The 21,288-nt window shown below is 67.4% G+C and carries 18 protein-coding genes, 1 tRNA gene and 1 pseudogene; 9 read left to right on the top strand and 11 right to left on the bottom strand.

The window, feature by feature from the left end; all coding sequences use genetic code 11:
• Positions 1–70: 70 nt before the first annotated feature.
• On the bottom strand, positions 71–679 hold the full coding sequence (locus ASF26_RS14785) for an XRE family transcriptional regulator (protein WP_056255409.1): 609 nt from the start codon (positions 677–679) through the stop codon (positions 71–73).
• 266 nt (positions 680–945) lie between these two features.
• Here ASF26_RS14785 and ASF26_RS14780 point away from each other — a divergent pair, with 266 nt between their 5' ends.
• From ASF26_RS14780 to ASF26_RS14760, 5 genes are all read left to right on the top strand, one after another.
• Positions 946–2,253 (top strand): MFS transporter, encoded by a 1,308-nt coding sequence (locus ASF26_RS14780; protein WP_200925945.1) that lies wholly within the window; start codon positions 946–948, stop codon positions 2,251–2,253.
• A gap of 125 nt (positions 2,254–2,378) precedes the next feature.
• A complete protein-coding gene (locus tag ASF26_RS14775; protein WP_056255404.1) occupies positions 2,379–2,777 on the top strand; it encodes a Rid family detoxifying hydrolase in 399 nt (132 codons plus the stop codon).
• A complete protein-coding gene (locus ASF26_RS14770; protein WP_082477646.1) occupies positions 2,774–3,343 on the top strand; it encodes an MOSC domain-containing protein in 570 nt (189 codons plus the stop codon). Before ASF26_RS14775 ends, ASF26_RS14770 begins: the two co-directional genes overlap by 4 nt.
• 3 nt (positions 3,344–3,346) lie before the next feature.
• Entirely contained in the window at positions 3,347–4,294 is a 948-nt protein-coding gene (locus ASF26_RS14765) for a PDR/VanB family oxidoreductase (RefSeq protein WP_056255402.1), read from the top strand.
• 50 nt (positions 4,295–4,344) lie between these two features.
• Positions 4,345–5,547, top strand: coding sequence for a Zn-dependent hydrolase (locus tag ASF26_RS14760; protein ID WP_056255400.1), 1,203 nt, complete (start codon positions 4,345–4,347; stop codon positions 5,545–5,547).
• 239 nt (positions 5,548–5,786) lie between these two features.
• Here ASF26_RS14760 and ASF26_RS14755 read toward each other — a convergent pair whose 3' ends face one another.
• The 4 genes from ASF26_RS14755 to paoA form a co-directional block, all read right to left on the bottom strand.
• A complete protein-coding gene (locus ASF26_RS14755) occupies positions 5,787–6,710 on the bottom strand; it encodes a hypothetical protein (RefSeq protein ID WP_056255397.1) in 924 nt (307 codons plus the stop codon).
• Positions 6,711–7,086: 376 nt separating this feature from the next.
• The gene (gene paoC, locus ASF26_RS14750) at positions 7,087–9,303 is read right to left on the bottom strand and encodes an aldehyde oxidoreductase molybdenum-binding subunit PaoC (protein WP_056255396.1); all 2,217 of its coding nucleotides are present in this window, start codon (positions 9,301–9,303) and stop codon (positions 7,087–7,089) included.
• A 3-nt stretch (positions 9,304–9,306) separates the two neighbouring features.
• Complete coding sequence (locus ASF26_RS14745) at positions 9,307–10,257, bottom strand: xanthine dehydrogenase family protein subunit M (RefSeq protein WP_056255394.1); 951 nt, start codon at positions 10,255–10,257, stop codon at positions 9,307–9,309.
• Positions 10,254–10,886 carry an aldehyde dehydrogenase iron-sulfur subunit PaoA gene (paoA, locus tag ASF26_RS14740; RefSeq protein WP_056255392.1) on the bottom strand — a complete coding sequence of 211 codons (633 nt, stop codon included), beginning with the start codon at positions 10,884–10,886 and terminating at the stop codon, positions 10,254–10,256. Before paoA ends, ASF26_RS14745 begins: the two co-directional genes overlap by 4 nt.
• 292 nt (positions 10,887–11,178) lie before the next feature.
• Between paoA and ASF26_RS23470 the strand changes: the two are divergent.
• Positions 11,179–11,562, top strand: a pseudogene (locus tag ASF26_RS23470) (IS5/IS1182 family transposase); the annotation flags it as partial.
• Positions 11,563–11,741: 179 nt separating this feature from the next.
• Here the strand turns inward: ASF26_RS23470 and ASF26_RS14735 are convergent.
• The 6 genes from ASF26_RS14735 to ASF26_RS14710 form a co-directional block, all read right to left on the bottom strand.
• Positions 11,742–11,833, bottom strand: a tRNA-Ser gene (locus ASF26_RS14735).
• 12 nt (positions 11,834–11,845) lie between these two features.
• Positions 11,846–12,676: a glycosyltransferase family 2 protein gene (locus tag ASF26_RS14730; protein WP_056255390.1), complete on the bottom strand. Its 831-nt coding sequence runs from the start codon at positions 12,674–12,676 to the stop codon at positions 11,846–11,848.
• Between the two features lie 114 nt (positions 12,677–12,790).
• Complete coding sequence (locus ASF26_RS14725; protein ID WP_056255387.1) at positions 12,791–14,329, bottom strand: AMP-binding protein; 1,539 nt, start codon at positions 14,327–14,329, stop codon at positions 12,791–12,793.
• A gap of 123 nt (positions 14,330–14,452) precedes the next feature.
• Entirely contained in the window at positions 14,453–15,835 is a 1,383-nt protein-coding gene (locus ASF26_RS14720; protein ID WP_056255384.1) for a methyl-accepting chemotaxis protein, read from the bottom strand.
• A 514-nt stretch (positions 15,836–16,349) separates the two neighbouring features.
• Positions 16,350–18,494, bottom strand: coding sequence for an HWE histidine kinase domain-containing protein (locus tag ASF26_RS14715; RefSeq protein WP_056255810.1), 2,145 nt, complete (start codon positions 18,492–18,494; stop codon positions 16,350–16,352).
• Positions 18,495–18,592: 98 nt separating this feature from the next.
• Complete coding sequence (locus tag ASF26_RS14710; RefSeq protein WP_056255381.1) at positions 18,593–18,898, bottom strand: SelT/SelW/SelH family protein; 306 nt, start codon at positions 18,896–18,898, stop codon at positions 18,593–18,595.
• 301 nt (positions 18,899–19,199) lie between these two features.
• Here ASF26_RS14710 and ASF26_RS14705 point away from each other — a divergent pair, with 301 nt between their 5' ends.
• The 3 genes from ASF26_RS14705 (at position 19,200) to ASF26_RS14695 (ending at position 21,184) form a co-directional block, all read left to right on the top strand.
• The gene (locus ASF26_RS14705; protein WP_244475955.1) at positions 19,200–19,781 is read left to right on the top strand and encodes a LemA family protein; all 582 of its coding nucleotides are present in this window, start codon (positions 19,200–19,202) and stop codon (positions 19,779–19,781) included.
• Between the two features lie 76 nt (positions 19,782–19,857).
• A complete protein-coding gene (locus tag ASF26_RS14700; protein ID WP_244475954.1) occupies positions 19,858–20,571 on the top strand; it encodes a YgcG family protein in 714 nt (237 codons plus the stop codon).
• Position 20,572: 1 nt separating this feature from the next.
• Positions 20,573–21,184 carry a TPM domain-containing protein gene (locus ASF26_RS14695; RefSeq protein ID WP_056255374.1) on the top strand — a complete coding sequence of 204 codons (612 nt, stop codon included), beginning with the start codon at positions 20,573–20,575 and terminating at the stop codon, positions 21,182–21,184.
• The last annotated feature ends 104 nt before the right edge of the window (positions 21,185–21,288 follow it).

Below are 21,288 nucleotides of genomic sequence, written 5' to 3'. Positions count from 1 at the left end.
GCGCTCCGGTTCGTTCTCAGGCCGATTCTCTGCAACGCATGCGAAACCCCGATCTCCCGACGGACGATCGCTACCGAGCGCGGGATGGATCGATCACCAGGATATACTCGCACGGGTCCGTGCCGAGATTCGTGAAGGCGTGCCCGGCATCGGCTTCGAAATACAGGCTGTCCCCTGTCTCCGCGATCACGGTCCGGTCGCCGATCACGGCGCGCAGGCGGCCCCGCAGGATGTAGATGTATTCCGAGACGCCGGGGCGATGGGCCGTGAACTCGCCCGTGCTGCCACCGGGCGGCAGGGTGTTCAGGACCAGATCGATGCCTCGGCCCGGTAGGACCGGCGACAAGCAGCGACGCAGGAAGCCCGATTCTTCGTCCCGAAGGATGGGCTGGCGACGCGCCGGGATCAGCAGGACCTCGAGTTCGGTCGCCGGGGACATCAATCGCGAGAAGGTCACGCCGAGCGCCTCCGCCAGGCGGGAGAGCACAGCGGTCGAGGGCACCGCCTCGGCGCGCTCGATCTTCGAGATCATCGAGCGGCTCACGCCGGAGCGCGTCGCCAGCGCCTCCAGGGACAGGTGGAGTTCCCTGCGGCGGCGACGGATCTCCTCGGACACGTAGGCCTGGGAACTCGTTTCGGCCGCTGTCTGCGCCGGGGCAACCATCTCCCTCACCGACATGCCGTCATCCACTCCTATCCTCCCGGTAGACCGGCAAGTAGGGCCGTGCGGGTCAGCTTCGCCCCTGAATAGGGGATCGTCCTGACGTTTGCACGCGCCCCATCCCGCGACGTCCCGGCTTTCGCCGCACAGCCGGGCGACAGCGTGCGCGACCTGGGCTCGCCAAACGATCGCTGCCGCATGTGGCACGACGATTGCCTCCACATGAGTGGAAATTTCTCCAAGTTCGTGGAGGGCAGATCATCATGGCCAGTGCGGCGATCGCGATGGAGGCCGAAGTCGGCCTCGACCGGAACGAGGTGTCCCTCGCGGACCGACGGCAGATCGTCTGGTCGAGCGTGATCGGCACGACGGTCGAATGGTACGACTTCCTGATCTACGGCACCGCCAGTGCCTTGGTGTTCAACAAGCTCTTCTTTCCGAGCATCGACCCCGTCGTCGGGACGATCGCCGCCTTCGGCTCCTACGCTGTCGGTTTTCTGGCACGCCCCCTGGGCGGCATCGTCTTCGGCCATTTCGGCGACAAGATCGGTCGAAAGGCCATGCTGTCCCTGACGATCATCATCATGGGCCTCGGCACATTCCTGATCGGCTGCCTGCCGACTTATTCCCAGATCGGCGTCTGGGCACCGATCCTGCTCGTCACCCTGCGGCTGGTCCAGGGCATCGGCATCGGCGGAGAGTGGGGCGGCGCGGTCCTGATGGTGGTCGAGAGCGTACCGGCCCATCGGCGGGGCTTCTTCGGGAGCATCGTCCAACTCGGCTATCCGTTGGGGGTCATCCTCTCCATCGGAGCCTTCGCCCTGGCGGGGCTGATGCCCGAATCCGAGTTCCTTTCCTGGGGCTGGCGCCTGCCGTTCCTGGCGAGCGCCCTTCTCGTTGGGGTCGGACTCTTTATCCGGCTTCGCCTGCACGAGACGCCCTCGTTCCAGCGCGTGAAGCAGCGCTCCGCCGTATCCAAGATCCCGGTCGTCGAGATCCTCACCGAGCATCCCCGCACCTTCCTGAAGGCGGTCGGCCTGAAAGTGTCGGAGATCGCCTATGTCAGCATCGTGACGGTATTCTCGATCTCCTATGTGACGGGGAAACTCGGTTTGCCGCGCAGCGTCATCCTCAACGGCATCCTGGTCGCGGCGATCATCGAACTCTTCACGATTCCTGTCTTCGGATGGCTCTCGGACCGCTACGGCCGCCGCACCCTGTTCGTCGTCGCCTGCTTGTTTTCCATCGTCTTCGCCTTCCCGCTGTTCCAGCTTCTCGACACCCGCGATCCGACCATCATCACGCTGACCGTCGCAGTGGCGCTGAGCTTCGGCCAGGGCATCATGTTCGGGACGGGGGCGGCCTGGATGTCGGAGTTGTTCGATGCGCGCCTGCGCTACAGCGGCGCCTCGCTCGGCTTCCAAGTCGGAGCGGCCCTGAGCGGCGGCTTCACCCCGCTCATCGCTGCCGCCCTGCTGACCTGGAGCAGCGGCGCGACCTGGCCGATCTCGGTCTACCTGATCGTACTGGCCTGCGTGACGCTGGTCGCCGCGTTCCTTTCACCCGAGACCGCGCGGCGGCAGATCGACTGAGCGACCGCTTCTTTGCGATGGTCGGAGCCGCGAACTGCGAAACGCTCCTCGCGGATCCTTCACAGTGGATAATTATCCAGTATCGTAAACATGTTGTGGAGCCGCGCCGGCTTCGAGGAGGACGGATGAACAGGACGATCATCAAGACGGACAAGGCTGCTCCGGCCGCCGGTCCCTATGCCCAAGCCACACGCGTCGGCGATCTCGTCTTCGCCTCCGGACAACTCCCGATCGACCCGGAGACGGGCGGGTTTCCCGACGGCATCGCGGCACAGACCAGGGCCTCCCTGGCCAATCTCGCGGCGGTTCTGGAGGCAGGTGGCGCGAGCCTGGCGACAGTCGCAAAGACGACTGTGTTCCTTAAGGACATGAACGATTTCGCCGCCATGAACGCGGTCTATGCGGAGCACTTCCCCGGCGATGCCCCGGCGCGCTCGACGATCGAAGTCGCCCGGTTGCCCCGCGACGCCATGGTCGAGATAGAAGCCATCGCGCTTGCGACACAGTCGGAGATTGCGCGATGACGGACGCATCAGCCCCCCGCATGGTCGAGGCGTTCGCGCACCCGGCCGGTTCGATCGCTGTCGGCGTGCCGGGTGGAGCGGTGGGATGGCGGGGTAGCCTGCTCAACATCCATACCGCTTCGGCGGCGAGCTACGAGATGGAAGAGCGCGCCGAGGCTCGGTGCGTTGCCGGACGCGGCATCGAGGGAGACCGCTACTATTTCGGTTCCGGCACCTATTCGCCCAAGCCCGACACCCGTGAGGTGACCCTGATCGAGCAGGAGGCGCTCGATGCGATCAACCGCAACGACCCGCCGCTCCAGAGCGCCCCCCTGCACATCGCGCCCATCGACCACCGCCGCAACCTCACGGTGCGCGGCGTGCCGCTCAACCATCTCGTCGGGCGTCGCTTTCGCGTGGGCGAGGTAATCCTGCGCGGCGGACGGCTAAACTTCCCCTGCAAATACCTCGAGGAGCTCCTGGGCCAACCTGTCTACCTGCCTCTCTACAACCGCTCGGGCCTCAATTGCGGGATCGAGCGCGGCGGCATCATCCGGGTCGGCGATACGATCGAGATGGTGGACTAGCCCATGAGCGCACGCCTGGTCATGAAGCTGCAGGTCGCGGCGGCTGTAGCGACAACGCCCGACGTGCTGCATCTCACCCTGGTCCATCCGCGACGGCCGGAACTGCCGGCCTGGACAGCCGGCGCCCATGTCGATCTTCGGCTACCCGATGGGCGGGTGCGCCAGTATTCGCTCTGCGGCGACCCTGCCGATCGCGGTCGATACGAGATCGCGATCAAGCGTGAGGATGCGGGACGCGGGGGGTCGGCCTGGGTGCACGGCAACCTCACCGTTGGCGCGGTCGCCGACGTCTCCGCGCCCCGCAACAACTTCCCCCTCGCACCTGATGCACAGCGCCATATCCTCGTGGCGGGCGGCATCGGCGTGACGCCGCTCCTCGCCATGGCACGCACGCTTGCGGCGGAAGCGGCGGACTTCGCGCTTCATGTCTGTGCGCGCTCCCACGCCGATGCGCCTCTTCTCGCGGATGTCCGCGCGATCTGCGGTGACCGACTACAGGTTTGGTTCGCCGATGAAGGTCGACGCCTCGATCCAACGCGTCTCTGCGACTTCGCGGGGGACACGCACGTCTATGCCTGTGGCCCGCGGCGTCTCACCGACGCCGTCCAGTCTGCCCTCGACGCGCAGGGCTGGCCGCTGGAGCAGGTCCATGTGGAGCACTTTGCCCCCCTCTCGGACGAAGCCTTCAAGCCCGAGCCTTTCGAGGCGCGCATCGCATCCACGGGCACCCTGCTTCACGTGCCTGCAGACCGTTCGCTCCTCGACGTCCTGCGGGAGCACGGTGTCTCTCAGCCCGCCTCGTGCGAACTCGGAGTCTGCGGCGCCTGCGAGTGCGGCTACCGCGACGGTACGGTGATCCATCGCGATGCCGTGCTCTCGGTCGGGAAACGCCAGGACCGGATGACGCCATGCGTCTCGCGCGCTCGGGGCAGCGTGACCCTCGATCTCTGAAAGACGGTGGGGAGGTGACCACCGAACGCAATCAACCGCCTGGACCCAGCATGAGCGAGATCGAGACCGACACCTTTCTGGCCGACCTGTATGCCTTGCGCGAGATCGGCCGGTTCCGCACCGGCGTCCATCGGCCGACCTTCTCGCCCGAGGATATGCAGGCGCGTCGCTGGCTGATGGACCGGCTCGAGGTCTGCGGTCTCGAGCCGTCGATCGACGGCATCGGCAACGTGCTGGGGCGTCATCGCGGCCCTGGCCCCCACCTCCTGGTGGGCAGCCATATCGAGACACAGAATGAGGCCGGCTGGCTCGACGGGGCGCTCGGTGTCGTCGCCGGATTGGCGCTGGCGCGGGCCGGACTTCCCGTCGATGTCGCCGCCTTCGCGGACGAGGAAGGCCACTTCTCCGGTGGTTTTCTGGGAAGCCGGTCGGCGATCGGTGACCTGACCGAGGCCGAAATCGACGCCGCCCGCAACCGTACCGACGGCACGCCCCTGCGCGTGGCCCTCGAATCCAGCGGTCTCGCCAACCTGCCCCGCATGCGGCTCGATCCAGCCCGCTACCGGGGCTTTCTGGAACTGCATATCGAGCAGGGCACGCAGCTCGAATCCGCCGGCCTGCATCTCGGCGTGGTCAGCGGCATCGTGGCGATCTGGCAGTTTCAGATCGTGTTCGAAGGCAATCAGGATCATGCCGGCGGCACCACCATGGCCGAGCGCAGGGATGCGGGGCTTTCTGCGGTGCGCCTGCTCGCGGCCATCGACCGGGAATTTCCGAAGGTCTGCGGCCCGCGCAGCACCTGGACGACAGGGCGGATCACGCTCGATCCCGGCGGTTACAGCATCATCCCGGGCCGCGCCGAGGTGGCCTTCCAGTTCCGCGACGTGTCGGTCCCGGTGCTGGAGCGGATGGAGGCCTGTCTTGACGCGCTGGTGCGCGAGTCGAACCGGCGGGAGCGCTGCACCGCCACGCTCATCGCCCTGTCCAAGGCGATCCCCGCCCCCTGCGACCCGACCCTGATGCGGGCTCTCTCGGAGGCGGCCGAGCAGATCTGCCCGGGCCGTTGGCAGGTGATGCCCTCGGGCGCCGGCCACGACGCCCAGAACATCGCCCGCATCCTGCCGGCCGCCATGCTGTTCGTCCCGTCGATCGGCGGCATCAGCCATCACTGGGCGGAGGATACCAGCGATTCGGACTTGGCCTACGGCGTGCGCGCGCTCGGAGCGGCGGCGGCAAGGGTGCTGATGGAGTAACCCGGTCCCGCGTTTCCTGGGCATCTCCGCACGAGCGAACGACAGGAACGTTGGGCGGAGGGCCTCGTCGCCGGCCTGTCCGCCAAAACCATCGACGCAACCGGCACCGAGCTGCGGATTCTTCGGATCCGTCCTGCCGAGGCCGAGACCGGCGCCCCCGCCGAACCTGCTGCAGAAGGAGTCCATCCATGACGACCTTCATCGAGATGGATCACCCAAGCGCGGATGCCGGCGATCACTCAGCGACGGGGTAATTCCCCGGTGTGAAGCAGATGCCGCACATCCTCACCGACCTGGTTGACCGCGCCGATCCGCTCGATGAGTTGGGCGGGGCGGCTGCCACGCAGGCCCGCCAGCGTCAGCGTCCCGTCGCGGACATAGGTGTAGACGCCGCTGACCGCGAAAGCCGAGGCATGGGCGACATGCTCGCTCAGCCCCGAGGTTGCGGCCGCAAAGGCATCGGACGCGTAAACGGTGCGCCGCTCCAGGGGCGAGCCGAACGCCAGTTCCAGGACCGCGATCAGCCGACGCTCGCTCGGCACCGCGTGATTCACGTTCGGCGCCGGCGGAGCGGGCTTCGCGTTGTCGTAAGGCTCGGGCAGATGACATCGCACCTTCAGGACGGCGGCCTCGGCCGCGAGGGAGCGGGCCAGTTCGGTGATGCGCTCGCCGAAGGCCGCCGCGTTACCGTGTGAGGCGCCGAAATGAATCTCGATCCTGTCGAGGCCGTCGTCCCCGTTCGGGGATGGCTCGGCCACGCGGTCCACCAAGGTCGTCGAGCCGTGCGGGAGCGCATACGCGACCGTGGCGGCGAACATGTTCTGCTCGTCCGCGAACAGGATCGGGCATGCCTCCGTGAAGGCTGCCTGGTCCGAGGCGGAGCGGAACCCGATCTCGACGCCCCCGTCCAACTCGTAGTCCGCAAACGGCCCGATCCCTTCGACCCTTGGCCATAGATGGGCATCCTGCGCACGATCGAGATGTCGTTGCACGTACCACCCGAGCCCGGGAATGCGCGCACACAGGGGTCCGTGCACGTCCCGCCAATAGGTGGCGAAAAGCTCGTGCGGCACCCGGGGGCGTCGCAGCACCGTCGTGTAGGTGTTGATCGCGATTGCGGCATCGCGCTCGGCATAGTCGACGGTCGTGGTGAGCCTGGGCATGGTTGGTCCTCATCGTGGGGTTCGTAGAGAAGCTCAGGCCGCCGGGGCGTCCTCGACCCCGCGCCGGAGCCAGACCGTGCCACCCTCACATGTCTCTGTGTGAGGGCGCCGGAGCGACCGACCGGCGGTGGGCTTCTCGGCCAAGCTCGCCATGGGGGTCGAAAGCGTTCGACACCCCGGCAAGACCATCGAGGGTCGGGCTCGTCAGCAGGCTGATCTCGTAGACCAGGCCGGACTTGAGGGAGGCTCCGTCGATCGTGAACGGGGTCGGAGCCTTACCCTCTGCGATCTGGCCATGGTCGTGCGACCGGCGATCCAGGCCTCGCTGCCGGGGCGACCGGGTACCACCCCGTACCGGCGATCCCCCGGGGCGAGCTCATGCCGCCTCCGGCATGTGGTCGAGAAGCTTGTCGAGGGTGATCGGATAGTCGCGCACCCGGATACCCGTGGCGTTGTAGACGGCGTTGGCCACCGCCGCACCGACGCCGCAAATGCCGAGCTCGCCGACACCCTTTGCCTTCATCGGCGACGAGATCGGATCGACCTCGTCGAGGAAGATCACCTCCTGGTGCGGGATGTCGGCGTGCACCGGCACCTCGTAGCCGGCCAGATCGTGGTTGGCGAAGAAGCCGCGCTCGGTGTCGACGGCGAGTTCCTCCATCAATGCGGCACCGGTGCCCATGGTCATGCCGCCAATGACTTGGCTTCGGGCCGATTTCGGGTTGAGGATGCGACCGGCGGCGCAGACTGCGAGCATGCGCCGGACGCGGATCTCCGCGGTGTAGACGTCGACGCCCACCTCGACGAAATGCGCTCCGAACGTCGATTGCTGATAGGTCTTGGAAAGGTCGCCGAACTCGATGGCGTCCTCGACCGTCAGGCCGCCCTGGGCCGCATCGCCGAGCGGCACGGCGCGGTTGCCGGAGCGGACATGACCGTCCTCGAAGACCGCGTCGGCCGAGTTGATGCCGAGGCGTTGGGCCACGGCCTCGCGCAGCTTCATACAGGCCGCGTAGACACCGGACGTCGACGAGTTGGCGCCCCACTGGCCACCCGAGCCCGCCGAGGCCGGGAAGCTGGAATCCCCGAGGCGCACCATGACCTTTTCCAGCGGCACGCCCATCATCTCGGCGGCCGTTTGGGCGATGATGGTGTAGGTGCCCGTTCCGATGTCGGTCATGTCGGTCTCGACCGTGACCGTCCCCTGTTCGTCCAGGCGAACGCGCGCACCGGACTTCATCACCATGTTGTTGCGGAAGGCGGAGGCGACCCCGACGCCGACGAGCCACTGCCCGTCCCGGACCGTGCCGGGCTTGGCGTTGCGCTTGGCCCAGCCGAACTTCTCCGCTCCCAGCTTGAGGCACCCGACGAGGTCGCGATGCGAGAAGCGGCGATCCGGGGCGTGGGGGTCGACCTGGGTGTCATTGCGGACGCGGAACTCGACGGGGTCGAGGCCGAGCTTCTCAGCCATCTCGTCCATGGCCACCTCCAGGACCATCAGGCCCGGAGCCTCGCCAGGCGCACGCATGGCGTTGCCCTCGGGCAGGTCGAGAAGGGCAAGCTTCATCGCCGCGAGCCGGTTGGCGCCCGCGTAAAGGAGCTTCGTCTGGCTCACCGCCGTCTCGGGATCGCCGTCGGGCAGGTTGCCCGAGGTGCTCTCGTGGGCGATGGCCGTGATCGTGCCGTCCCTGGTGGCACCGATGCGCACCCGCTGGATGGTGGCGGGGCGGTGGGTGGTGTTGTTGGCGATGAGGGGGCGGGTCAGCGCGACCTTCACCGGACGTCCCGCTGCCTTGGCGCCGAGGGCGGCCAGCACCGCGTCGGCACGCACGAACAGCTTGCCGCCGAATCCACCGCCGACGTAGGGCGAATCAATCCGGACGTTCTCCTTCGGGATGCCGAGGATCTTGGCCATGCTGCCATGGCCCCAGGCGATCATCTGATTCGAGGTCCAGAGGGTTACCTTGTCGCCGTCCCAGGCCGCGACGGTGGCGTGCGGCTCCATCATGGCGTGGCTCTCGTCGGCGGTCGTGTAGGTTGCGTCCACGGTTACGGGCGCCTGGGCGAAGGCACCCTCGAAATCGCCGACGCGCTCCTCGCCGTTTCCGCCGCTGCCCTCGCCGCTGTCGCCGGGAACCGGCTTCGCTCCCCTCGCCTCGGCGGCGAGGTCGAACTTGCCCGCCTCGGGGGCGTAGTCGATCCGCACGAGGAAGGAAGCCGCGCGGGCCTCCTCGAAGGTCTCGGCCACCACCACCGCGATGGCCTGGTGGTAGTGCTGCACCCGGTCGCCGCCGAACAGGTAGGCGGTGTTCATCGTGCCGCGTTCGAGCCGGGGCGTGTCGAGGGTCGTGACAATGGCAAGGACGCCCGGCGCGCGCTTGGCCTCGTCGACCTGCATCGCGCGGATGCGGCCTTTGGCGATACCGGCGCCGATCACGTAGCCGTAGGCCTGGTTCGCCGCGACGTCGTGGCGCTCGTAGGCGTAGGGCGCGGTACCGGTGGTCTTGAACTTCCCGTCGATCCGGTCGGTCGGCTTTCCGACGACCTTCAGCTGGTCGATGGGGTTCTGAGTGGCGGGGGTATCGAACTTCATGGCTCAGGCCCTCGCTTCGGTGATCGCGGCCGCCAGCGTGCGCTCGGCGAGCTTCAGCTTGTAGGCGTTTTCGTGGGTGGGCTTGGCACCGGCGAAGACCTTGTCGGTGACTGCCTTGGCGCCCCGGCCCATGTCGTTCTCAGCCGATTCCACACGCCAAGGCCTGGGGGCTACGCCGCCGAAGGCGACCCGGCCGGACCCGTCGGGCTGCACCACCGCCGCCACCGAGACCAGGGCGTAGGCGTAGGAGGCGCGGTCGCGGACCTTGCGGTAGATGTGCGTCCCGCCGAGCGGCTTTGGCAGGGTGACCGCGGTAATGAGTTCACCCGGCTTCAGGGCGGTCTCGATCTGCGGGTTATCCCCCGGCAGGCGGTGAAAGTCGGCGATGGCGATCTTGCGCGCACCGCCCTTGGCATCGACGGTCTCGACGGTGGCGTCCAAGACCCGCATGGCCACCGCCATGTCGCCCGGATGCGTGGCGATGCAGGCTTCGCTCGCGCCGATCACCGCCAGTTGGCGGCTGATGCCATCCAAGGCCGAGCAGCCCGAGCCGGGCTGGCGTTTGTTGCAGGGCTGGGCGGTGTCGTAGAAATACGGGCAGCGGGTGCGCTGGAGCAGGTTGCCGGCGGTGGTCGCCTTGTTGCGCAACTGGCCCGAAGCGCCGGCGAGCAGTGCCCGGCTCAGCACGCCGTAATTCTTCCGTACCCGCGCATCGGCGGCAAGATCGGTGTTGCGCACCAAGGCACCGACTCGCAGGCCGCCCTCCGGTGTCGCCTCAATGGTGTCCAGGCCGAGCGCGTTGACATCGACGAGGTGGGCCGGGGTCTCGATCTGCAGCTTCATCAGGTCGAGGAGGTTGGTGCCCCCGGCGATGAACTTGGCGTTCGGGGTGCGGGCGACCGCGGCGGCGGCTTCCGCGGGCGAGCTCGGACGCTCGTAGGTGAAGGATTTCATGCGGGCCTCCCGGCAACCTCGGTGATCGCCTCGACGATGTTGGAATAGGCGCCGCAGCGGCAGATGTTGCCGCTCATGCGCTCGCGGATCTCGTCCTCGGTCACCTGAAGCGCGGCGTTGAGGTCTGCGGTGACGTGGCTCGGAATGCCGGCCTTGATCTCCGCGAGTACGGCCACGCCGGAGCAGATCTGGCCCGGGGTGCAGTAACCGCACTGGTAACCATCGTGCTTGACGAAGGCCGCCTGCATCGGGTGCAGAGCGTCCGGCTGGCCAAGCCCCTCGATGGTGGTGATCTCCGCGCCCTGGTGCATCACCGCGAGCGTCAGGCATGAATTGATGCGTCGTCCATCGACGATCATCGTGCAGGCGCCACACTGGCCGTGGTCGCAGCCCTTCTTGGAACCGGTCAGGTGGAGGTGCTCGCGCGCCGCGTCGAGCAGGCTGGTGCGGGTATCGAGCTCCAGGTCTCGTCGCTGACCGTTCACCGTCAGGCTGACTTGCATGCGTGTCGTTCGATCCATGGGGGTAGTCTCCGCGTGGGCTCCGCGCGGGAGCGAGGTCAGGGCGGCGGCACTCCCGCCGGCCACCAGTTCGCGTCGGTTCAAGTCGAAGTCTCCAGGACCTGTCATGTGTTCTCCCAGCCGACGGCGCATGCGGCACGGCTATTCGACGGCAGACGCCATGCGCCGCCCCAGGACGGGCATGGCTGTCTGGATCCGATCTAAGCTAGCGCTCGATCCGACCTTAATCAGGGGTAGAAATCGACATGCCCTGATGAGTCGCACTCATGGATCAGCCGCGAGCCCGTCCTGTTCGGATGTGGGCTACCGGCAAGCGTGATCACAATCCCCGTCGGACGGGCGCTGTCCTCTCGGATGGCGGCCAGCGCCGAACCGGGAAGGCCGATGCCGTGGGTGGCGTTCGACGCGATACCTGAGCCGGGACGGCTCGCCCCTCGGCCCGACCTTCACAGGGGCCAACCGCCACGACAGCGTGATGATGGCCCGACCCTTGATGCGATCCCGCCGCTGCACAGCGGCCGGCGGGGTCGCTTACGCCGCAGCCAGTGCCACGCCCGTGGGATCGGGCCACGCATCGCCCTCAAAGGCATCGAGGGCTGAAAGAAGCTCGGCCGTCAGCACGGAAATCGTCGAGAGAACTTACGCCTGCTGATACGCTGCGAACGCTGCACCGAACCGCAGGATGCGTAGCGATATCTACGAGGCCTTCACCACCCTCGCTGTGAGCCTCATCACCCTCAACCAGATCAGGCGGTTCTGTCAGGCGCTCGAAAGCGATTCATGACCCGAGCATTTCCGCCATGGACCCGAGACGACAAAACTCACGCTTATCGAGGCATGTCGCCTCGCCCACGAATCGCCAGCTCGCCCAGGCTTTCCACAGGCAATACCCGCGGGGACACATGCATTTTTTCGCAGCCGAAAGCCCGCTCAAAACAATTAGTTATGGGAGGCTGCCGCGAATGGCGGAGACGGAGGGATTCGAACCCTCGATACCCCTTTCGGGGTATGCTCATTTAGCAAACGAGTGCCTTCAGCCGCTCGGCCACGTCTCCGTAGGGGTGGCTCTAGAATTTCGCGTCCGACGGGTCAACCCGCTTCGCCGGTTCAATAGGCGGCAACGGGGTGGAAATCAGCGCGCTGCGCCGTTCGTAGTGCTTGGCGACCCGAAGATGGCGGGAGATCGCGTAGTTCGCGGCTGTGAGGAAGCCGTAGACGCCCCTCACGAAATGGCGCCGACCGAGATAGGCTTTTAGGAAATTCAGCGGCAGCTCGACGAAGATCCGCCAGGTCGGGATCGTGACGCCGCGGGCTTCGAGGTCCCGGGCCTGCTGGTCGGAATAACGGTTGAGCTTGTCGAGCTGGTCGCCGAGCGAGCGGACGGAGAAGTGGTGGATGACCCCCTTCAGGCGTCCGACGCTGGCGCCGGGATCGAGCTCCACCCGGTCGTGAACGGGGGAGGGCGAGTAGCGGCCCCTGTCCTTGCGGTAGAGGCGCACGGGATGCAGGGCATAGGCCCAGGGATGGGGCCTCGACTCACCGGGAAAGATCTCCGCGATGGCGATGCGATAGGCCGGGTGGGCGGGTTCACCGGCGGCGAACAGGGTCCGGATGGCGTCGGAGAGGTCCGGGGGCACCACCTCGTCCGCATCGAGATTCAGGAGCCAGTCGTGCCGACACTCGGTCTCGGCGAAACGCTTCTGCGGGCCGTAGCCCGACCAGTCGTTGTGGATCACCCGCGCGCCGAGGGAGGCCGCCAGGGCCTGCGTTCCATCGGTGGAGCCGGAATCGACCACCACGAGGTCGTCGGTCAGGTCGCGGATAGCGCGGATGGTCGCGCCGATCCGGTCTGCTTCGTTGAAGGCGATGAGGAAGATCGAGAGCGGCGGCGCGGACATGGTGAGGGCTCTACGATATCGGTCCGGCCGGCCGATACACCTTTCTCACCACGGCCGTCATGGAACGAAGACCCTGGACTCGGGATCGGCACGGCTGGCCCGGCGGCCTCGACCTCATGCCGCGACCGGCTGGTCGGCGAGCCGCTTGCGCTGGACCTTGCCATTGGCAGTGCGGGGCAGGGCATCGAGGAACCGGACCTCGCGCGGGCATTTGTAGGCGGCCAGTCTCTCGCCACACCAAGCCAGGATCGACGCTGCGTCCGCCTCTTCACCGGGCTTCAACACGACGAAGGCAGCGATGACCTTCAGGTCGGCCCGGACGGCGAGTTCGGTGACGCCGACTTCGGCCACGGAGGGATGCAAGCCGACCACGCCCTCGACCTCGTTGGGCGAGACGCGGTAGCCGAGGGCGTTCATCAGGTCGTCGTTGCGCCCGTGAAACCAGAGGTAGCCCTCCTCGTCGAGGCTCGCGAGATCGCCGCCCGCGAACCATTCGCCGCGCAGGACGGTGGCCTCCTCCTCGGGCCGGTTCCAGTAGCCGAGCATCAGGCCGGGCTCCGTGCGGTGAATCGCCAGAAGCCCCGTCTCGCCCTCCGGCAGCGGCTCATCCGGCCCGTCCACGGGCAGGATCGCCACGCGGCGCCCGGGCTGGGGCTTGCCGGGAGAGCCGGGCTTCACCGGGATGGTGGGGCCGCTGGAGACATAGGTGGAGATCTCGCTCATGCCGAGCGCCTCGTAGAGAGGCTTGCCAGTCCGCCGCGTCCAGGCCTCCAGCAGTTCGGCGGGCAGGGCCTCGCCGGCGGTGCAGCCGTGGCGCAGCCGGGACAGGTCGTGAGCGGCGAGGTCGGCGTACTTCAGGATCTGGCGGTAGAGGCTCGGCACGGCGGCAAACAGCGTCGCGCCGTGCCGCGCGATGAGGGCGGGCCAGACGGCAGGGTCGCGGGGCCCGTCGTAGAGGACGCTTGTGGCGCCGCAGGACCACGGGTCGGTGATGCCGACGCCGAGCGTATAGGTCCAGTTCATGGTGCCGGCATGCAGCATGACGTCGGTCTCCGTCAGCCCGAGCCAATGCGCATGCATGGGGCGGCGCCCCCAGATCGCGCGATGGGCATGGAGCACGCCCTTCGGCCGGCTGGTCGTGCCGGAGGTGTAGACCAGGGTCGCCGGATCGTCCGCCGCCGTATCGGCATACTCCGCGACCGGCTCGGCACGCTTCATCGCGGCGATCTCGGAGGGGCCGAGGACGATGCGGCCCTCGGCCTCGGCCGAGTCGAGACGGTGGCCCGCCCCGGTCACCACGACGGCCGCACCGGAATTCTCCATGAGGAACGCGGCTTCCGCCGGCGTCAGCTGGGGCGAGGAGGGGAGGGCCACGAGCCCGGCGGCCAAGGCACCGAAATAGACGAGGACGTAATCCGCCTCGTTGCCCATCCGGATCATCACGCGATCGCCGTGGCGCAGGCCGAGGGCGAGGAGACCGGCGGCAATGCCGCGCACGGCACGGTCGGCCTCGGCGAAGGTCAGGTGAAACGACCCGTCCTCCGCGCCTGCCATGATCAGCGCGGTCTTGTCCGGCCGCAGACGCGCATTCTCAGCGAGGCAATGACGGGCGGCATTGAAACGGGCCGGTAGGGGAGCGTCCGGTCGGATCATGGAAACGGTTCGGGTTCTCGCGTGGCGACGCGTTCAAGCCATGACGAAACCCGCGGCCGGCAACAAGGGCCGACCGCGGGACTTCGGACCGTTCGGGTGCGCGCTATCAGCGATGGCCGAGGATCACACCGTCTTGACGGCCAGCAACTCGTTGGCTGCGGCGAGCATCACCTTCATGGCGGCGGACGCGGCCTGATAGGCCGGCGTGCCCACGTCCCAATTGTTGGCGGCAACGGCATCGGTCATCGTCTTGGCCTGTTCGAGAGCGGTCTTCTCGGCATCGGCGAGACGGGCCAGCGCCGGATGATCGTGCAGCGGGCCGTTCTGCAGGTCGGTGCAGACGCTGTGGTTCACGATGCCCAGCATCGTCGGATCGGAGGACGCGGCCGGGGCGAGCCCGACCAGGATGCGGGCGAGCTTGCGCTTCCACATGCCGACATCCGCCGGCAGGCAGACTAGGCCATGGGCCTTGACCCGTCCGCTTTCTGCCGCGAGGGCGGTCCGGCCGAAATCCTCGGCCTTCACCAGACGCGTCGTGATCTTGTCGATCTCCTCATGGGTCTTCGCGGCCTTGCCGGCGATGTTCTGGACGCTGGTGGAGATCTCGGCCGTGGCCGAACGCTGCTGGGAAAGCATCTGCGAGATCGCCTGGTTCAGGTCGCTCGCCTGGGAGATCCGCTCGTTGGTCTGCTCGACCCGCGTTTCGAGCTGATCGACGATGGCCCGGCCGGACGTGACGGCGTTCCGGCTCTCGCCGACGGCGATGGAGATGGCCGCCATTTCGGACGTCAGCGTGCTGAGAAGCCCCCGGATCTCGCCCGTGGACTTGGCGGTCTGGGCGGAGAGCGACTTCACTTCGGCCGCGACCACGGAGAAACCGCGACCGGCCTCGCCGGCCCGCGCTGCCTCGATGGTCGCGTTCAGGGCGAGCAGGTTGGTCTGGGCGGAGATCGAGGCGATGGCGGTCGCCATGACCTCGATCTGGGCGATGGCCCGCTCCAGCACCACGACCCGCTCCGAGATGAGCGAGGTGCGGACGTCGATCTCCTGCATGGCGGACTTGGCCTCGCGCCCGTCGCCGATGCAGGCGCTCATGGCGGTGAGGGCGTCCTGGGCGACGGTGACGACCGTGTCGGATGTCTGGGAGACCTCGGCGATGGATGCCGCCATCTCTTCCGTGGCGCCGGCGATCGTCTGCGTGGCGCGGGCGACTTCGCCGACATCGTAGGTCATCCAGCCGATGTTGATGGCCGCCTCGGACGCCTCCTTCGCCATGGCGGCAATGGAGGAGAGGTTGCGCTGATTGTCGTCCTCGCCACGGCCGTTCAGGCGCTCGATCGCGGATTTGAGCTTTCCGTCGGGCAGGTCGATGGCCGACAGCCCCTGGCTCGACATCAGCGCCTCCACCGCGGCGCCGAGACGAAGGTCGTCGGCCTCGGTCTGCTGGGAAGCGGTAGGCACCGCAACCGTGTCGTTGGCCGGACGCTTGCGGGAGAAGCCGATCATGAAACCACAACCTTGAGATATCGATAAGGCAAAGTCATAAACGCTATTGTTTAATGGCGCCTTAGCAGTCCAACCCTTCGCGCCGGCCGGAACGAAGGGTTCGTCGATTTCCCAGATGCTGGCGTCAGCATCAGATGGTAAACGTGCCCTATGTTACCGATGATTTCTTCTCCATGGCAGTATCGGACACCAGAGCCCCAAGACAGAAGAGCCGGTCGATCTCCCGATCCAGTCTTAGTATGACGCGTAGACAAAAATCGTCGGTTTCGCACTTTGACCAATTACACCCTTGGGCCATAAGAATCAAACGCGAGCCAATAACAAGACACCCGCATACTTGTAGTTGAATTGCAGTTCACGGGACGCCGCAACCCCGAAAGTAAATTTGTTGCGAACTTCGTGCCGATGCCGTGGAAGACACCTCTTTGCGAACGGACGAGGCACGACGGGGCACCGACGTCCCGACAGTGTTCGGCCGAGATCACGTCATGACTTGTTCGGATCGCTGAAAAGGTCAGGCCGAATGGGGGAGAAGCGTCGCGGGTCGCAGGGGAACGAGGCCCGCCTTGCGCTCGAGCAGGGTCGGTGGAGGCACGGGCGCTTCGATGGAGCAGACCACGCCGCTGGCCGCGAACATGAGCTGGACCTCGCCGTCGAGCTCACGGGCGAGACTGCGCTCGATGAGGCGCGAGCCGAACCCGGTGCGGGTCGGCGGCGTCACCGGCGGCCCGCCGCTCTCGCTCCAGCGCAGGAGGAGGCGGGTTTCGGCCTCCTTCACCACGCTCCAGGTGATCGTCACCGTGCCACCCTCCTGCGAGAGCGAGCCGTATTTGACCGCGTTGGTGCCGAGTTCGTGCAGCGCCATGGCGATGGAGAGCGCGAGCCGAGGTGGCAGACGAAGATGCGGTCCCGCGACGATGAAGCGGGATCGCCCCGCTTCGGTCGAATCGAGGGGAGCGGTGGCATCGGCCACCACGTTTCCGAGTTCCGCTCCCTCCCAGCTTTCACGGGTGAGCACGTCGTGAACGCGGGCGAGTGCCAGGAGCCTCGCTTCGAACGCGGCCTTGGCCGCCGCCGCCTCCGGCGTGTCGAGGCCGCGCAGTGACTGGATGGCGATGGATTGGACGGTGGCGAGTGTGTTCTTCACGCGATGGTTGAGTTCATGGATGAGCAAGAGCAGATGCTCTTCCGCGCGCTTGGCATCGGTGATGTCGACGTTGCAGCCGGTATAGCCGAGGAAGGTTCCGGTATCGTCGAGGCGCGGCACGCCTTCGCACCGCAGCCAGCGCACCACCCCGTCGCGATCCACGACCCGAACCTCCGCCCTCACGGGAACGCGCCCGACGAAGGCGTCCGAGAACTTGGCGGAGAACGCCGGCAGGTCGTCCGGATGGACGATCGTCTGCCACCCGCCGGCTGCCAGCGCGCTGGCCGGCTTCCCGAACAGGTGGTCGAAATGCATGTTGGCGAAACTGATCTCCCCGACTTCGTCCGTCATCCAGATCAGGGCGGGGGCCGAATCCGCCATGTGCCGGAATCGTGCCTCGCTCTCGCGCAGGGCCGAAAGACCGCGTTCGGTCTCGGCGAGCGCCGAGTCGCGCTCCTCGCCCCGGGTGCGCAGGCGCAGGGAGGCGTCCGCCAGCACGTCGCCGAGGCGGCGGATCTCGTGGATCGGCGAGGTGATGCGCGGGATCGCCTCGCCGCGCGCCAAAGCCGGCCCCGTCGCCACGAGGCGGCGCAGTGGCTGCGAGACCTTTGACCAGAGATTGATGGCCAGGATCGACGAGGTCGCGAGGACGAGGAGCCCGAAGCCGGTGAAGGCCCAGATCCAACCGCGCAGCCGCGCATCCACTAGGGCCTTCGGGATCACCGCGCTCACCGTCCAGCCGGTGAGGCGCGATCGGGCCTCCACGACTGTGACGGGGCGCATGTTGAAATCCTTGCCTTCCCAGACCCCCGGCGTCTCGGTCTGGCGCTGGCGAAGGGTCGCGAGGCGCGGGCGCCCGACGATCGATGCCGGATCGGGGATGCGGGCGAGGGCGATGCCATCCCGGTCCGACACGCCCGTCATCCAGCCCTGGACGTATTCCCGGCCGAGGATGCCCTGCAGCCGGCTCACCGGCGCGAGGAAGCTCAGGACATAGGCGACCTCGCCCTCGTTCTGGACCGGCACGGCGATGGCATAGGTCGCGCGGTCGGGCATGGTGCCGGACAGGATACCGGAGATCATCGCCCGCTGCGTGCCCGATGCGATCTCCCGGTCGAAGGGCAGGGCGGTCTTCGGCAACGGCGCTCCACGCGGGACCGAGGTGTTCACCAGTTGCTGGCCGTCCGGCCGGCGCAGCAGGATGTCGAGCCCGACAGTTTCCCGGACGAGCCGTGCCTGGGCGTCAAAATTCTCGAACTCCGCGTCCTTCAGGCGGGGCGACGTCGCCAGGGTCTGCAGCACGGAGACGAGCCCCGCCGTGTCGCGGTCGATGGACAGGGCGATCCCGCGAACGTTCTCGCGCGCATCCTGCTCGAAGCGCGCCCGCTCGGTCCCGGCGTAGCGAAACAGGAGGATCGCCGTGAACAGCAGTCCCGGCCCGATCAACGCCACCACGAGGGCGACCAGATACACCTGCGTCGAGAACCCGCGCTGCCGGATGCGCGCGAACAGCCGGCCCGGGGCCGTGCCCTGCCACCCACCGCTCTTCGTCCGCTCAGAAGCGGGGTCGATGTGGTTCTCGGGCTCGGCGTCGTGATGGGTCTCGCCGGTCATGGCCTGTCGATGTGACCGAGGTCGCGGGACGGCGCCAGCCGATCGCGGACACGCTGCTTCAAGGTCTTCACGTCGGGAAATCCCCCGTCCCGCGTCCGGTCCCAGATCGTCTCCGATCCGCAGACGATCAGGAAAACGCCGCCCTTCCCCGGGATCAGGGCGACCTCGCCGATCTCGTCGCGGAAGGTGGAGAGCAGCTCCTGCGCCATCCAGCCGGCGCGCAGGAGCCACTGACACTGCGTGCAGTAGGTGATGGAAACCCTGGGTTTCTCGACCTGTGGGGCAGGTGGCGTTTCATCCATGGCCGGCACAGCGACCCATGCACGGTGCCTTGTCAACCTGCCACCGTGACAGTCGGCCGGTCGCTTGAACGGTTCGGCCGCCGGATCGACAGGGCGTTTGACGGCGGGAGCGCGCCTATCCGGCCTTTCACCCGCGGCATCGCGCCCTATCTCCAAGAGCGTAGCCGGGCGGCAGAGGCCTGGACCCGTCCATACCATGCCCGATGCCGCATCCGTCCGCGAGGAGCCACCCATGCCGTCCGTTATGCGTCCCGCCGCCGCGCCCTTCGCGCGCTCGCCCCGCCCATCGCTGCTCCGACGGATGCGGTCCGCGCTGGTCGCCGTGGCCCTGGCCACGACCCTGTCGGGCTGCGGCGCGATCAACCGGGTGCCCACCCTGGAGGAGAGCGCGAAATCCTCGTGGAGCGAGGTTCAGAACCAGTACCAGCGCCGCGCTGACCTGATCCCGAACCTCGTGGAGACGGTGAAGGGCTACGCGCAGCAGGAGAAGGACGTCCTCGTCGGCGTCACGGAAGCCCGCGCGAAGGCGTCGAGCGTGAAGGTCGACGCCTCCACCGTCTCCGATCCCCAGAAGTTCAAGGAATTCCAGGACGCCCAGAACCAGCTCTCCGGAGCGTTGGGCCGTCTCCTCGTCACCGTCGAGCGTTATCCCGACCTCAAGTCGAACCAGAACTTCCTGGCGCTGCAATCCCAGCTGGAGGGTACCGAAAACCGGATCGCGGTGGCGCGCCGCGATTACATCGGTGCCGTCCAGGCCTACAACACCGAGGTCCGCACCATCCCGGGCCGCTGGATCGCCGCGTGGTTCTATCCCGACTCGAAGCCGATGGAGACGTTCACCGCGACGCCCAATTCGGACAAGCCGCCGACCGTGAAGTTCTAGGGCGGTGGAGAGGGCCACGGTTCTTCGGGGCGCACGCGCGTCGTTCGCGGCGCTCGTCCTCGTCGTCCTGGCGGGGATGCTGCTGGCGCGCGGCGAGGCCCTGGCGGCGGAGCCGACCTTCCCGGCCCTCAGCGGCCGGGTCGTGGATGCCGCCGGCATCCTCAAGCCGGACGAAACGGCCGCGCTCGAGGCGCAGCTGAAGGCCTACGAGGAGAAGACCTCCGATCAGGTAGTCGTGGCGACGGTGCCCAACCTCCAGGGGCTGACCATCGAGGATTACGGCAATCGGCTGTTCCGCTCCTGGGCCATCGGGCAGGCCAAGACCAACAACGGCGCGCTCCTTCTCGTGGCGCCCAACGACCGCAAGGTCAGGATCGAGGTCGGCTACGGCCTCGAAGGGGCGCTCACCGACGCCCTCTCGAAGGTCATTATCACCACTTCCATCACGCCCCGCTTCAAGGCGGGCGATTACGGCGGCGGGATCAAGGCCGGAATCGATGCCATGCTGTCGATCCTGAGCGGCGACGCCGAAGAATGGCAGCGCAAGGGGAAGGTGCGGAGCGACGAGGCCGAGCCGTCCCACGTCGTCGGCTTCATCGTCCTCTTCCTGGTGATTCTGTTCGTCGTGTACCGGATGAATCGGGGCCGCCGTGGCGGCGGGTTCATCATCCTGCCCGGCCCGTCCTCCGGGGGATGGAGCGGCGGCGTCTCAGGCGGCTTCGGGGATGGCGGGGGATTTTCGGGCGGCGGTGGCTCATCGGGAGGCGGCGGCGCCTCCGGGGATTGGTAGGATGCTGAGCGACACCGACAGGACGCAGATCGCCGAAGCGATCGCCAAGGCCGAATCGACGACATCGGCGGAGATCGTCGTTCTCGTGGCCGCCCGCGCCGGCCTCTACCGGTCAGCCGCGCTGGTGCCGGCTTTGGCCCTCGGGCTCGTGGCGCCCTGGCCGCTGATCCTGTTCACCCCGTGGAGCGCAGCGTCGATCGCCCTGGCGCAGACCGCCATCGTTCTGGCGGCTCTGGCCGCTGCCGCCCATCCGCGAGCCCGCCTCCTCCTCGTTCCACGCTCGATCCGCCGGGCGAGGGCGCACGAGGCGGCGTCGCGCGAGTTCGCCGCACGCGGGTTGGCCCGGACGCGTGGGCGCACGGGCATCCTGATCTACCTCGCCGTCGCCGAGGGCCATGCGGAGATCGTCGCCGATTCAGGCATCGCGTCCCGCATTTCCCCGGCGGCGTGGTCCTCGGCCATCGACGCGCTGCTGTCTTCCCTTCGACGGGGCGCGGCGGCCGAGGGTCTGGTTTCCGCCGTGGAGGGGATCGGCGCGGTCCTCACACAACATTTGCCGCGCCGGCCGGGGGATATCGACGAGTTGCCCAATCGTGTGATCGTCACGGACTGACATCGTCCGCGACTTTGTATTTTTCTCTCTGGCCCCGAAAGAATTTTTGAGCGAGAAGAACCGTGACGATCCGCCATCAAGGACGGGTCGCAGGAGCGAGACGT

This window comes from Methylobacterium sp. Leaf93 (assembly GCF_001422345.1).
GTDB classification, from domain to species: Bacteria; Pseudomonadota; Alphaproteobacteria; order Rhizobiales; family Beijerinckiaceae; genus Methylobacterium; species Methylobacterium bullatum.
This window is presented reverse-complemented; position numbering and strand designations above follow the sequence as displayed.